Annotated in this window: 13 protein-coding genes; 9 read left to right on the plus strand and 4 right to left on the minus strand. The window is 55.8% G+C overall.

Annotation, left to right across the window (positions count from 1 at the left end; translation table 11 throughout):
- Positions 1-28: 28 nt before the first annotated feature.
- A complete protein-coding gene (ribB, locus tag ACSZO1_RS02830; RefSeq protein WP_437609318.1) occupies positions 29-667 on the plus strand; it encodes a 3,4-dihydroxy-2-butanone-4-phosphate synthase in 639 nt (212 codons plus the stop codon).
- A 59-nt stretch (positions 668-726) separates the two neighbouring features.
- On the opposite strand, the gene zupT is transcribed toward ribB, so the two are convergent.
- Entirely contained in the window at positions 727-1494 is a 768-nt protein-coding gene (zupT, locus tag ACSZO1_RS02835) for a zinc transporter ZupT (RefSeq protein ID WP_437609320.1), read from the minus strand.
- A gap of 148 nt (positions 1495-1642) precedes the next feature.
- Between zupT and ygiD the strand changes: the two genes are divergently transcribed.
- The gene (gene ygiD / locus ACSZO1_RS02840; RefSeq protein WP_437609322.1) at positions 1643-2428 is read left to right on the plus strand and encodes a 4,5-DOPA dioxygenase extradiol; all 786 of its coding nucleotides are present in this window, start codon (positions 1643-1645) and stop codon (positions 2426-2428) included.
- 43 nt (positions 2429-2471) lie between these two features.
- Here ygiD and ACSZO1_RS02845 read toward each other — a convergent pair whose 3' ends face one another.
- The 3 genes from ACSZO1_RS02845 to tolC form a co-directional block, all read right to left on the minus strand.
- Positions 2472-3632: a glutathionylspermidine synthase family protein gene (locus tag ACSZO1_RS02845; protein WP_437609324.1), complete on the minus strand. Its 1161-nt coding sequence runs from the start codon at positions 3630-3632 to the stop codon at positions 2472-2474.
- A gap of 8 nt (positions 3633-3640) precedes the next feature.
- Positions 3641-4309 (minus strand): DUF1190 family protein, encoded by a 669-nt coding sequence (locus tag ACSZO1_RS02850; protein WP_437609326.1) that lies wholly within the window; start codon positions 4307-4309, stop codon positions 3641-3643.
- 188 nt (positions 4310-4497) lie between these two features.
- A complete protein-coding gene (gene tolC, locus ACSZO1_RS02855; RefSeq protein ID WP_437609328.1) occupies positions 4498-5886 on the minus strand; it encodes an outer membrane channel protein TolC in 1389 nt (462 codons plus the stop codon).
- Positions 5887-6099: 213 nt separating this feature from the next.
- On the opposite strand from tolC, the gene nudF reads away from it, so the two are divergent.
- From nudF to ACSZO1_RS02890, 7 genes are all read left to right on the plus strand, one after another.
- Positions 6100-6735: an ADP-ribose diphosphatase gene (gene nudF, locus ACSZO1_RS02860; protein ID WP_437609329.1), complete on the plus strand. Its 636-nt coding sequence runs from the start codon at positions 6100-6102 to the stop codon at positions 6733-6735.
- Complete coding sequence (locus tag ACSZO1_RS02865) at positions 6732-7157, plus strand: DUF1249 family protein (protein WP_437609331.1); 426 nt, start codon at positions 6732-6734, stop codon at positions 7155-7157. The genes nudF and ACSZO1_RS02865 overlap by 4 nt, the downstream gene beginning before the upstream one ends.
- Positions 7158-7204: 47 nt before the next feature.
- Complete coding sequence (gene cpdA / locus ACSZO1_RS02870; RefSeq protein ID WP_437609333.1) at positions 7205-8032, plus strand: 3',5'-cyclic-AMP phosphodiesterase; 828 nt, start codon at positions 7205-7207, stop codon at positions 8030-8032.
- 3 nt (positions 8033-8035) lie between these two features.
- Positions 8036-8620, plus strand: coding sequence for an esterase YqiA (yqiA, locus tag ACSZO1_RS02875; protein WP_437609335.1), 585 nt, complete (start codon positions 8036-8038; stop codon positions 8618-8620).
- A 54-nt stretch (positions 8621-8674) separates the two neighbouring features.
- Entirely contained in the window at positions 8675-10570 is a 1896-nt protein-coding gene (parE, locus tag ACSZO1_RS02880; RefSeq protein WP_437609337.1) for a DNA topoisomerase IV subunit B, read from the plus strand.
- 249 nt (positions 10571-10819) lie between these two features.
- Complete coding sequence (locus ACSZO1_RS02885) at positions 10820-12097, plus strand: acid phosphatase (protein ID WP_437609339.1); 1278 nt, start codon at positions 10820-10822, stop codon at positions 12095-12097.
- 97 nt (positions 12098-12194) lie between these two features.
- Positions 12195-13094, plus strand: coding sequence for a LysR family transcriptional regulator (locus ACSZO1_RS02890; protein WP_437609341.1), 900 nt, complete (start codon positions 12195-12197; stop codon positions 13092-13094).
- The last annotated feature ends 4 nt before the right edge of the window (positions 13095-13098 follow it).

Consider the following 13098-nt stretch of genomic DNA (forward strand, 5'->3'; position numbering starts at 1 on the left):
CCCATAAATTTATAAAGGTTTTTTTACCATGAATCAGACGCTACTTTCTGAATTTGGCACGCCGGAACAGCGTGTAGAACGTGCAATCGAAGCACTGCGTGACGGACGCGGTATTATGGTGCTGGACGATGAAAATCGTGAAAACGAAGGTGATATGATCTTCGCCGCAGAAACCATGACCGTCGAACAAATGTCCCTGACGATTCGTCACGGCAGCGGTATTGTCTGCCTGTGTCTGACGGAAGATCGTCGCCAGCAGCTGGATCTGCCGATGATGGTGGAGAACAACACCAGTTCTTACGGCACTGGCTTTACCGTGACCATTGAAGCGGCAAAAGGCGTCACCACCGGGGTATCTGCTCAGGACCGTATCACCACTATCCGCACCGCGATTGCTGATGATGCGAAACCTTCCGATCTGAACCGCCCTGGCCATGTATTCCCACTGCGCGCTCATCCTGGCGGTGTGCTGTCTCGTGGCGGTCATACCGAAGCGGGCATCGATTTAGTCACTCTGGCCGGTCTGAAACCTGTCAGCGTACTGTGTGAGCTGACCAATGATGATGGTTCTATGGCTCATGCGCCGGAAGCGATTGTGTTTGCTAAACAGCACAACATGCCTGTCGTGACCATCGAAGATTTGATCGCGTATCGCCGTAGCCGTTAACTGGCACGCGCACGCGTAATAACAGAGGCCGGGCAATTGCCCGGCCTTTTTGTTGCCCGTTAACCTGCACCTGTGCTTTGCAACAGGGCCAGGCTAAACCCCATAACTGTCATCCCGCAGAGTACGCCGTAGCTGGGGTTGTTATGTGGATCGATCTCTTTTGCCAGTGGCATCAGCTCGTCGACAGACAACGCCACCATAATACCGGCCACCGCCGCCATAATGGCCGCCATGACGACCGGTGAGACCATCGGCCCGAACAGCAGGAAGGCCAGCAGACCGCCGAGGATCTCCGCCATACCGGACGCACAGGCCCAGAAAATGGCTTTCGTTTTGGAACCGGTCGCGGCATACATTGGCCCGGCGACGGCCAGTCCTTCAGGAATATTGTGCAGCGCAACCGCCAGTGCGATGCCTAAACCCAGCTCAAAGTCACTGCTGGCGGTCACAAAGGTGGCGATGCCTTCCGGAAAGTTGTGCAGGCTGATACCCAGTGTCAGCAGGATCGCGGTACGTCTCAGGTTGTGTGGCGGGTTCTTGAGGCTCATCAGATCCTGCGGATGCTGATGTGGCACCAGGCGATCCAGCGCAAAATAACCCAGCAGACCCAGTATAAACATGCCATAGCCGAGCATCGGTGGCATCCCGGTGGTATGCAGTGCGGCAGGTAACATTTCCATCAGTGAAATCAGCAACATAATACCTGCGGCAAAGCCGAGGGAAAACGCCAGTAAACGGTTGGACGGTTTCTGGCCGATCACGCCCAGCAGTGCGCCAATGAAGGTGGCGGCGCCTGCGAGAATGGTCAAAAGCAAAGGGACTGACATTTCACTCTCCATATTGATTGATTATTTTCTGCGCCAGGTTCCGTTCAAATTTATTGATAATCTTCATCACTGTTATCCGGGTTCATCTGCCCGGTAAAGAGCGTAAGGTAACCATTATCAACCATATCACTCTTTCCGGGGATGTATCATGAGTCAAATTCGTATGCCGGCTCTTTTCCTGGGTCACGGCAGCCCAATGAATGTACTGGAAGACAATATCTACACTGAAGCCTGGCGTAAGCTGGGTGAGACCCTGCCGCGTCCGAAAGCGATCCTTGCGGTTTCTGCTCACTGGTACACCCGTGGCACCGCAGTGACAGCGATGGAAAAACCGCGCACCATTCACGATTTTGGTGGCTTCCCGCAGGCGTTGTTCGACACCCATTACCCTGCGCTTGGTTCACCCGCACTGGCGCAACAGGTGGCGGAACTGCTGGCACCTGTTGAGGTCCGGCTCGATCAGGAGTGGGGCTTCGACCATGGCTCCTGGGGAGTGGTGATCAAAATGTATCCGGATGCCGATATCCCGATGATTCAGCTGAGTGTCGATGGTACTAAACCACCGGCTTACCATTTCGAGCTTGGCCGTAAGCTGGCCGCGCTGCGTGAACAGGGCGTCATGATTATCGCCAGCGGTAACGTGGTGCATAACCTGCGTATGGTGCGCTGGCAGGGTTCTGCCGAGGCGTATCCGTGGGCGACATCCTTTAACCAGTACGTGCGCGATAATCTTAGCTGGCAGGGACCGACCGAAGAGCATCCGCTGGTGAACTTTATGGATCACGAGGGCGCGGAGCTGTCGAACCCGACGCCAGAGCACTACCTGCCGCTGCTGTACATCCTTGGCAGCCGAGCTGCGGATGAAGCAGTATCGATTCCGGTCGATGGTATTGAAATGGCATCACTGAGTATGCTGTCGGTGCAGGTGGGTTAAACGTAAAACGGGAGCCGTTTACGGCTCCCGTATTCAGACACGGCTATTCCATAAAGGAGTGCGGATAGAAGCGTGACAGATCCTGGGTGATCAGCGCGCGATCTTCACGCAAACCGATACCTGCCGGTTGATCGTCAATCAGCCAGCTGCCGATCAGCGTATAGCTGTCGCCAAACTTCGGCAGCGGATGGAATTGCTGCACGATCATGCCTTCTTCACCGTAAGGTCCGTCGGCCCGCGCGATCTCCTGACCATTTTCCACGATGCGAATATTGGCGCCTTCCCGGGAAAACAGCGGCTTCACCACATATTTATCCATCGCCGGGACATCGTCTTCGGCAAAATAAGCAGGCAGCAGATTCGGGTGGTTCGGGAACATCTGCCACAGCAGCGGCAGCAGTGCCTTGTTGGAGATAATGCTTTTCCAGGCCGGTTCCAGCCAGCGCACGCCCGCGTCTTCCAGCTTGGTGGAAAACATTTCGCGCAGCATAAATTCCCACGGATAGAGCTTAAACAGATTACCAATCACCTGATCGTGAATATCGGTAAACTGCCCTTTCTCGCCGAGGCCGATTTCATCGATATACAGGAACTCGCTGGGCAGACCGGCTTCGGTGGCGCAATCCTGCAGATATTGCACTGTAGCGCGATCTTCTTCGGTATCACGACAGCAGGAGAAATGCAGCCAGCTAAAGCCATGCTGCTGATGAAGCGTGGCGAAGCGCTCGATCAGCTTTTCCTGCAGGCTGTTGAACTGGTCGCTGCCTGCGGGCAGGTTGCCGGCATTGACCTGATCTTCCAGCCAGATCCACTGGAAAAAGGCCGCTTCATACAGCGAGGTGGGTGTATCGGCGTTATTTTCCAGTAACTTCGCATCACCCTGGCCATCCCACGCCAAATCGAGGCGCGAGTAGAGCGAAGGCTGTGAGGTTTTCCACGACTGGCGGACAAAATCCCAGGTGTGTTTTGGGATGCGGAATTTGGTCAGCAGCGCTTCGCTGTTGACCACTTTTTCCACCACCTGCAAACACATCTGGTGCAGTTCGCGGGTGGTGTCTTCCAGATAATCGATCTGTGGCAGGGTGAACTGGTAATACGCGTCTTCACACCAGTAGGGCTCGCCATGCATGGTGTGAAAACGGAAACCGTACTCGGTGGCTTTGGCACGCCAGTCAGGTCGTTCGCTAATTGCAATGCGCTTCATCTGACCGGTTAGCCTCCGTAAGTACGGCTGGTGCCTGACGTTGCGCTGCTGGTGCTGCGCGTCATGCTGGTCTGTTTAGCGACCGTTTCACCGAAGCCGCCGCGTGTGACGGTGCTGGTGGTGGCCGGTTTTGGTGCCAGTGCGGTTTTTGGCACGGTCATGGTGCGACCTGGCGTGGCAGCGCCATAGTTACGGCCAGAGGCATCGACAAACTTGCCGTTCGCCGGGCTGTTTGGTGCACGTGAGCTGAACAGCGGCTGCGAAGCGCCACCGCTCATCATACGGCCCATCATATAACCCGCCATCAGCGGCATCCAGAAGCTGCCGCTCTGCTGCGCTTCCGCGTTATTGCTGGTGCCCACGCCTGCCTGTGCTGGCGTCTGCTGGCACTGATTTTCACCGAATTCTGCGACGCAGTCTTCACGCGTGGCGTATTTCGGCGCAGTTTTCTCTGCTTCTTTCAGCGCGTTATTGTAAGCCGTGGTGCATTGTGCGCTCTGGCTCGGATTGGCTTTTGAGCAGTCGTCCGCATTCTGATACAGCGAAACGGTCTCATCGGATTGTTCACAACCTGCCAGCATCAGTACACCGGCAACCGCCAGTGCAACTGGCGTTAAGTGACGTGCGCCCCAGCTCTTACGGAAGGAGGCATGATTAATATTTTTAGTCCGTTTCATGGCATTCAGTCCTGTTCCCAAAGGTAGCGCACAGAATAAGGGATATGTGGTGGTTTTTGAAGCGATGGCCGGGGGCGGGAGGGGGATCTTTACGTAGCTATACGTTTGATTGTGAAAGGGGCAGCGATCGCTGCCCCTGAAGCCGTTTAGTTTGCTGTACGGCGTATCACTGAAGGGTTCTGACGGCGTTATTTACCCGCTGCATTCGGCTGGGCATTTTCCGGCGCAACGCTTTCTGGCGACGTGGAAATGTCTTTACCCAGGCTGGCGTTCAGCGCGGTCAGATCCTGCTCGTTCAGCGTACCCAGTGCTGATTTGATATTCAGCTGGTTGATCAGGTAGTTATAACGCGCATCGGAAAGCTGCTGCTTCGCATTATACAGCGTGGTGGTGGCATCCAGCACATCCACAATGGTGCGTGTACCGACCTGATAACCGGCTTCCATCGCATCCAGTGAGCTTTGCGCAGACACCACGGCCTGTTTGTAAGCATTGATGCTGCTGATGGAGGCGTTGACGTTGTTAAACGAGGAACGCACGGTCTGCACGGCGGTACGGTGTGCGCTTTCCAGCTGCTCACTGGCGCTGACGTAAGCGTACTGTGCCTGTTTCACCTGAGAAGTGACAGAGCCGCCGCTATACAGTGGCAGAGAGAAGCTCAGACCCACCTGATTGCTGCCAGAAATATTGTCAGAGGACGAAGAACTCTGACCGGCGCGTTCGCCACTATAGCGGTTGTTCGACAGGCCGGTGGAGGCGGTCAGGCCAACCGTTGGCATATGGCCGGTTTCCGCTGAGCGGATCTGCTCGCGCGCCAGATCCTGTGACAGACGGGCGGACAACAGGCTCAGGTTGCGGCTTTCCGCTTCTTTCAGCAGCGCGTTCACTGGCTGGGTTTTTTCGGTCTGGAAGCGGTCAATATTCAGCGATGCCAGGGATGGGTAGTAGTTGCCGGTTACCTGGCGCAGAGATTCCAGCGCGTTATCCAGTTCGTTACGCGCGGAGACTTCACTTGCCAGCACGCTGTCGTACTGAGCGCGGGCGTTCTGCACATCGGTAATCGCCACTAAGCCGACATTAAAGCGCTGCGTGGTCTGGTCCAGCTGGCGGTAAATTGACTGTTTCTGTGCTTCGGTATAGGAAAGCGAGTCAATGGCGCGTAATACGTTAAAATAGGCGGTGGCGGTGTTCAGCATCAGCGTTTGCTGTGCAGTCTGATAAGTCACATCCTGGATGCCGGCTGTCTTTTCCTGCAGCGTCAGTGCGCGCCATTTCGACATATCAAACAGGACCTGGGTCAGCTGCAGGCTGCCGCTGGTGGTGGTGGTGCGCAGACCGCTGTTGTCACGGTAGCCACTGTTCCAGCTATAATCAGCGCCTAAACCTAACTGCGGTAACAGCGGGCTACGGGCTTCATTAATTTTTTCGAATGCAGCATCACGGTCGGCTGCTGAGCTACGCAGGTCAGGGTTGGAGATGCGAGCCTGCTGATAGACCTGCAGCAGGTTCTCTGCCTGACTCGCGACGCTGAAGCCAGCCAGGCTCAGGCCGATAAGTAGTGGGAGCAGTTTCTTCATTTGCATTCCTTGTAGTGCAGCGATGTTGCTATGGTAGCGCTGAGATCAGTCAAAAAATAATCGCCGATTCTAGCAGAGTCTGCCGTGGGGTTAAGTTGGCTGAACGTGCCATCTTTCCTTAATTTACGTAAATAATTCAGAAAGAACCATACTTCCGCCAGATTGAGATTTGTTATCCTCAATTCAGCCCCAGTTTGCCAGGAGAGCGTGACGATGAGTGATAAAAAAAAATACCCTGTGACTTTCACACAAAACGATGTAGAAATTATTGCACGTGACTCGCTGTATCGCGGTTTTTTTTCCATCGATCGTTACCGTTTCCGCCATCGTCTGTTTAATGGTCAAATGAGCGGCGAAGTGGTGCGTGAAATTTTTGAGCGCGGCCATGCCGCGGTGCTGCTACCCTATGATCCGCGCCGTGATGAAGTGGTGTTGATTGAGCAGATTCGTATCGCTTCGTTTGATACCAGCGAGACGCCCTGGTTGCTGGAAATGGTGGCCGGTATTATTGAAGCGGGCGAAAGTGTCGAAGATGTCGCGCGGCGTGAAGCGAAGGAAGAAGCGGGCGTTGACGTCGGCCGTATCAAACCGGTGATCAACTACCTTGCCAGCCCTGGCGGCACCAGTGAACGTCTGTCGATTGTGGTGGGGGAAGTGGATGCCAGCGTGGCGCACGGAAACCACGGGCTGGAGGAAGAGAATGAGGATATTCTCGTGCATGTGGTCAGCCGTCAGCAGGCTTACCAGTGGGTGGAAGAGGGGAAAATAGATAACGCGGCTTCTGTCATCGCCCTGCAATGGCTGGAGCTGCACCATGAGAGACTACGCGAAGAGTGGAATGCGAAATGAGCAAGCGCTACACCCCTGACTTTCCCGAGATGATGCGCCTGTGCGAAACCAACTTCGCCCAGCTGCGCCGCCTGCTGCCGCGCAATGATGAAGCGGGGGAAGCGGTGACATATCAGGTCAACAGCGCCAGTTACCGCATTACTATTCTGGAGTCGACCCGTTACACCACGCTGGTGGAGATAAAACAAACCGCACCGGCGGTAAGTTACTGGAGCCTGCCAGCGATGTCTGTCAGACTCTACCACGATGCAATGGTTGCGGAAGTGTGTTCGACGCAGCAGATCTTTCGTTTTAAAGCACGCTATGATTATCCGAACAAAAAGTTGCATCAGCGTGATGAAAAGCATCAGATTAACCAGTTCCTTGCTGACTGGTTGCGCTACTGTTTAGCGCATGGCGCAATGGCGGTGCCGGCCTGTTAACCGTGCGATAAAAGACGCTGAGATGGCGTGGAGACTAAGGATACTCTTTGGATAGCCTGCTAAAACTTCCTGTGTTGCGTGGGGACAAAATCAGGATTTTACAGATAACGGATACCCACCTTTTCGCAGGTAAAAATGAAACGCTGTTGGGTGTGAATACCTGGGCCAGTTTTGATGCCGTACTGAACGCGATTGAGGCGCAGGGGCGTGACATCGATTTGATCGTCGCAACGGGCGATCTGGCGCAGGATCATACAGTTGAAGCCTATCAGAATTTCGCTGAGGGTATTACGCGTCTGCCTGTTCCGTGTGCCTGGCTACCGGGCAACCATGATTTCCAGCCATCCATGTTTACGACCTTGTGCGAGGCAGAAATCGCCGATGCCAAACATGTGCTGTTAGGCGAACAGTGGCAGGTGGTGTTGCTGGATAGTCAGGTGTTTGGTGTGCCGCACGGCATGCTCAGCGAATATCAGATCGAATGGCTGGAGAAGACGCTGGCGCTGTATCCGCAACGTCATACTCTGGTTCTGCTGCATCACCATCCGCTGCCTTCGGGTTGTACCTGGCTCGACCAGCACAGCCTGCGCAATCCCCATATGCTGGATGCTGTTCTGCAAAATTACCCACTGGCGCGCACCCTGATCTGCGGCCATATCCATCAGGAACTGGATCTGCAGTGGAACGGACGGCGGGTGCTGGCATCCCCGTCCACCTGCGTGCAGTTCAAACCGCACTGCACCAATTTTACCATCGATTCTGTCGCGCCGGGCTGGCGCTGGCTGGAACTGCACAGCGATGGCCGGGTGGAAACGGATGTTCAGCGTCTGCAAACGCAGGCGTTTCGTCCTGACCTCGATTCCGACGGTTACTGAGCCATGGCGACATTACTCTACCTGCACGGTTTTAACAGTTCACCGCAATCCGCCAAAGCGACGCAGCTAGGTGCGTGGCTGGCGCAACACGCGCCAGAGATTGAGATGCTGGTGCCGCAGCTGCCTGCCTTCCCCGACCAGGCGGCCACGCTGCTGGAAAACCTGGTGATGGCGCGCGCAGGTGAGCCGCTGGGCGTGGTGGGCTCGTCATTAGGCGGCTACTACGCCACCTGGCTGTCGCAATGTTTTCTGCTGCCGGCGGTAGTGGTCAATCCGGCGGTACGGCCATTTGAGCTGCTGGTTAACTACCTGGGCGCGAACGAGAACCCATACACCGGTCAGCAATATGTGTTAGAGTCTTGCCACATTCACGATCTGAAAGTCATGCAGGTTGACCCGCTGGAGTCGCCGGATTTGATCTGGTTACTGCAACAGACGGGCGATGAAGTCCTCGATTACCGTCAGGCGCTGAGCTACTACAGTGCCTGCCGCCAGACGGTGGAAGAGGGCGGAAACCATGCCTTTATCGGATTCGAACGTCATTTTCCGCAGATCCTCGACTTTATTGGCCTGAATCATCCGGCCTGAAGCGCACTGCGGAAGCATGGCTAACCGTTTTCAGCCACCAATCAGATTTATACGATGACTCAATCCAGCTACAACGCTGATGCCATTGAGGTACTCAGCGGTCTTGAACCCGTTCGTCGTCGTCCGGGGATGTACACCGATACTGCGCGCCCAAACCATTTGGGCCAGGAAGTAATAGATAACAGCGTCGATGAGGCGTTAGCCGGCCATGCGAAGCGGGTGGAAGTGATTCTGCACGCCGATCAGTCGCTGGAAGTCATCGACGATGGCCGCGGTATGCCGGTGGATATCCACCCGGAAGAGGGGGTTCCGGCGGTTGAGCTGATCCTCTGTCGTCTGCATGCCGGTGGCAAATTCTCCAACAAAAACTACCAGTTCTCCGGCGGTCTGCACGGCGTGGGGATCTCGGTGGTGAATGCGCTGTCGAAGCGTGTGGAAGTCACCGTGCGCCGTAATGGCGAAGTGTATGACATCGCCTTTGAAAACGGCGACAAAGTCCAGGATCTGACGGTGACCGGCACGGTCGGTAAACGTAATACCGGTACTCGTGTACATTTCTGGCCGGATGAATCGTTCTTCGACAGCCCGCGTTTCTCGGTGTCACGTCTGACCCATGTGCTGAAAGCCAAGGCAGTTCTGTGCCCGGGCGTGGAAATCGTCTTTAAAGATCACGTCAACAATACTGAGCAGCGCTGGCTGTATGAAGATGGTCTGAATGACTATCTGGCCGCAGCGGTGAACGGTCTGATCACCCTGCCGGAAAAACCGTTTATCGGTTCGTATTCCGGTGATACTGAAGCGGTGGACTGGGCGCTGCTGTGGCTGCCGGAAGGCGGTGAGCTGCTGACGGAAAGCTACGTCAACCTGATCCCGACCATGCAGGGCGGTACGCATGTCAACGGTCTGCGTCAGGGACTGCTCGATGCGATGCGCGAATTCTGCGAATACCGCAATATTCTGCCGCGCGGCGTCAAACTGTCGGCGGAAGATATCTGGGATCGCTGCGCCTATGTGCTGTCAGTAAAAATGCAGGATCCGCAGTTTGCCGGTCAGACCAAAGAGCGCCTGTCGTCACGTCAGTGCGCGGCGTTTGTCTCTGGCGTGGTGAAAGATGCCTTCAGCCTGTGGCTGAACCAGAATATCCAGATTGCTGAACAACTGGCGGAACTGGCCATTTCCAGCGCCCAGCGTCGGATGCGTGCGGCGAAAAAAGTGGTGCGTAAGAAACTGACCAGCGGTCCGGCACTGCCGGGGAAACTGGCGGATTGTACTGCACAGGATCTCAGCCGTACCGAACTGTTCCTGGTGGAAGGTGACTCCGCAGGTGGATCGGCAAAACAGGCGCGCGATCGTGAATATCAGGCGATCATGCCGCTGAAAGGCAAGATCCTGAATACCTGGGAAGTCTCGTCCGATGAAGTGCTGGCGTCGCAGGAAGTGCATGATATTTCCGTGGCGATCGGCATCGATCCTGACAGCGAGGATCTGAGCCAGCTGCGTTATGGCAAAGTTTGTATCCTCGCGGATGCGGACTCCGATGGTCTGCATATCGCCACGCTGTTGTGTGCGCTGTTTGTGCGTCACTTCCGTTCACTGGTGAAAGGCGGCCACGTCTATGTGGCGATGCCGCCGCTGTACCGTATCGACCTCGGCAAAGAGGTGTATTACGCCCTCGATGAAGAGGAAAAAGCGGGCATCCTTGAGCAGCTGAAACGCAAGAAAGGCAAACCGGGCGTGCAGCGCTTTAAAGGTCTGGGTGAGATGAACCCGATGCAGCTGCGCGAAACCACCCTTGATCCGAATACCCGCCGTCTGGTGCAGCTGACCATCGATGATGACGATGTGAATCAGACGCTGGCGGTGATGGATATGCTGCTGGCGAAGAAGCGCTCGGAAGATCGCCGCAACTGGCTGCAGGAGAAAGGTGATACGGCGGAGATTGAGGTTTAATTTTCCTTCTTCCGCTTTCCCGCAAACCCGCCCTCCGGCGGGTTTGTTGTTTTGACAGGCTGGAAGCCGCACGCCGCCAGTAACCCGACATTCCCATCTTAATAACCGGTTTCATTCCGGCTGAAGCGTAGAAACTTGCACAGTCTGAGCAAAGCCGTATCAAAACATTACATTGCAATAAAACTGTCATCCTGCGCTGCCAGATTCGCAGACAGGCAAGGTAATCGTTTTATTATAAAGGATAAAAAGATGAACATTCGCTTCACGGTCGTGGCGGCGGCACTGCTGCTCGCGCAACAGGTACAGGCACAATCCCTCTCTCTGTCACAGGCTGGCGCGCTGGCGAACAACACGTCACCGGCATCAGCCAGTCAGCCATTCAATGCGCTGCATACGCAGGCGCTACAGGCGCAGCTGAACGCGTTAAAAGGCGGAGCAGAGACGCTGACACGCGACCAGCTGGAAAAGGCGAAGCAGAGTGATACGCAGGCCGACCGCGCCTGGCTGCAGGCCAGCGGTTATGACTTCCAGAGCAAGGCGAACCAGCAGGCGGGTATTGCGCTGTTGTCCGCGTTCAGTTCACTGCCGGACAACATTCTGCAGGCCAGTCGCGACACCGTGACGGCGATTAACCGTGATGCCACGGCGGGAGCACGTCATCAGGCGCTGGCGGATGCGGAAGGGATTTCTTATCTCTATTTCCTGGCTGATGCGCTGGGGCCACGTCTGGGGCAGGCATTTATTACTGCCTATGACAAAGGTGAACTGGGTAAAGCGGCGGCGCTGATCAAAGCCAGTGAAATCAGCACCAGCGCGGCGAAAAAGCACTTTAACTATCCGCGTCCTTTCCTGGTGCAGGGGAACAGTATTCATCTGGTGCCGGATGATGTGATTGTCAAAGACAACAAGCCGTACACTGCTGGGGGTGGATCGTTCCCGAGCGGTCATACCAACACCGGATATACCGATGCTCTGCTGCTGGCGGAGATGATCCCGGAGCGCTTTGATGCGCTGGTGGCGCGCGGTGCGCGTTATGGCTATTCACGTATTGTGCTGGGGGTGCATTATCCGCTGGACGTGATGGGATCGCGGATGATCGCCCAGCGTAATGTGGCGCACGATCTTAATGACAGCCGCTACCGCGCACTGTTCAGTGAAGCGCGCGATCAGCTGCGCAGCGCACTGGAAAAAGAGTGTGGCGTATCGCTGGCCGAATGCGCCAGAACGGCGGGTAAAGACGATCCGTACCGCGATCCGGCGATGAAGGATTTCTATCGCTTTACCATGACCTATCACCTGCCGCAGCAGAAAGGTGCCGCGGCGAAAGTGGTGGTGCCGGAAGGCGCGGAAGTGCTGCTGGAAACGGCGCTGCCACAGCTTTCTGCCGCGCAGCGTCGCGCATTGATGGTGAAGAGTGCATTACCGGCAGGCTATGCGCTGTCCGGCGTGTCGACGGATCAGGCTTTCTGGCAGCGGCTTGATCTGTCGGCAGTATTTGCACAGGCAAAAGCGTCGCCCGCCCGCTGAACAGCAGGCTTGTATAAGCCTTTCATTAACTCCATAATTTAACCACTTCAGGGCGGCGCCACGTCGCCCTTCCTGTTTCCTGTCATCAGGACTGCCTGTGAAAATCACCCTTGAAGAACTCCGCGCCTGGGTGGCTGTGGTCGACACGGGGTCGATTACCGCCGCAGCCGATCAACTGAGCCAGACCAGCTCGGGGATCAGCCGTGCCTTAAGCCGCCTGGAACAGAAGCTGCAAACCACCTTACTGCACCGCACCACGCGGCGGCTGGCGCTGACCGAGGAAGGGCAGATCTTCCTTGATCATGCACGTCAGATCCTGGCTTCTGTGGAAGCCGCAGAGGAACAGATCGCGTTACGCCGCGAAACGCCTGCGGGCCGTCTGCGGGTCAATTCCGCCACGCCCTTTATGCTGCATGTGATTGTTCCGCTGGTGGCGGAGTTCAGTGCTCGCTACCCGCAGATCCAGCTGGAACTGAATACCGACGAAGTGCTGATTGACCTGCTGGAGCAGCAGACCGATGTCGCTATCCGGGTCGGCGATTTGCGCGATTCGACTATTCATGCACGGCTGCTGGGTAAAAGTAAGCTGCGGCTGATGGCCAGCCCGGACTATCTGGCGAAATATGGTCATCCTGCCAGTGTGGCGGATCTGGCGAACCATCGGCTGATCGGCTTCAGTTATCCGGAAAAACATAACCGCTGGCCGTTATGGGACAGTGAGGGGGAATTTCTGCTGATTAAGCCCGATGTGGCGACCTCTAACGGCGAGATCATTCGTCAGCTGGCAATCTGCGGTCAGGGGATCGGGCGCATTTCAGGATTTCTGGGGCGTGATGATGTGGCTGCCGGGCGTCTGGTGCCGGTACTGGAGCAGGAAACTCGCGAAATGAGTCATGAGATTAACGCAGTGTACTATCGCAACACGACGCTGGCCGCGGGGATTACCTGTTTCCTGGATTTTCTTAGTGAGCAGATTGCCAGTAAACCATTGCTGTAGAGGC

The organism is Erwinia sp. V71, assembly GCF_965644245.1.
Lineage (GTDB): Bacteria > Pseudomonadota > Gammaproteobacteria > Enterobacterales > Enterobacteriaceae > Erwinia.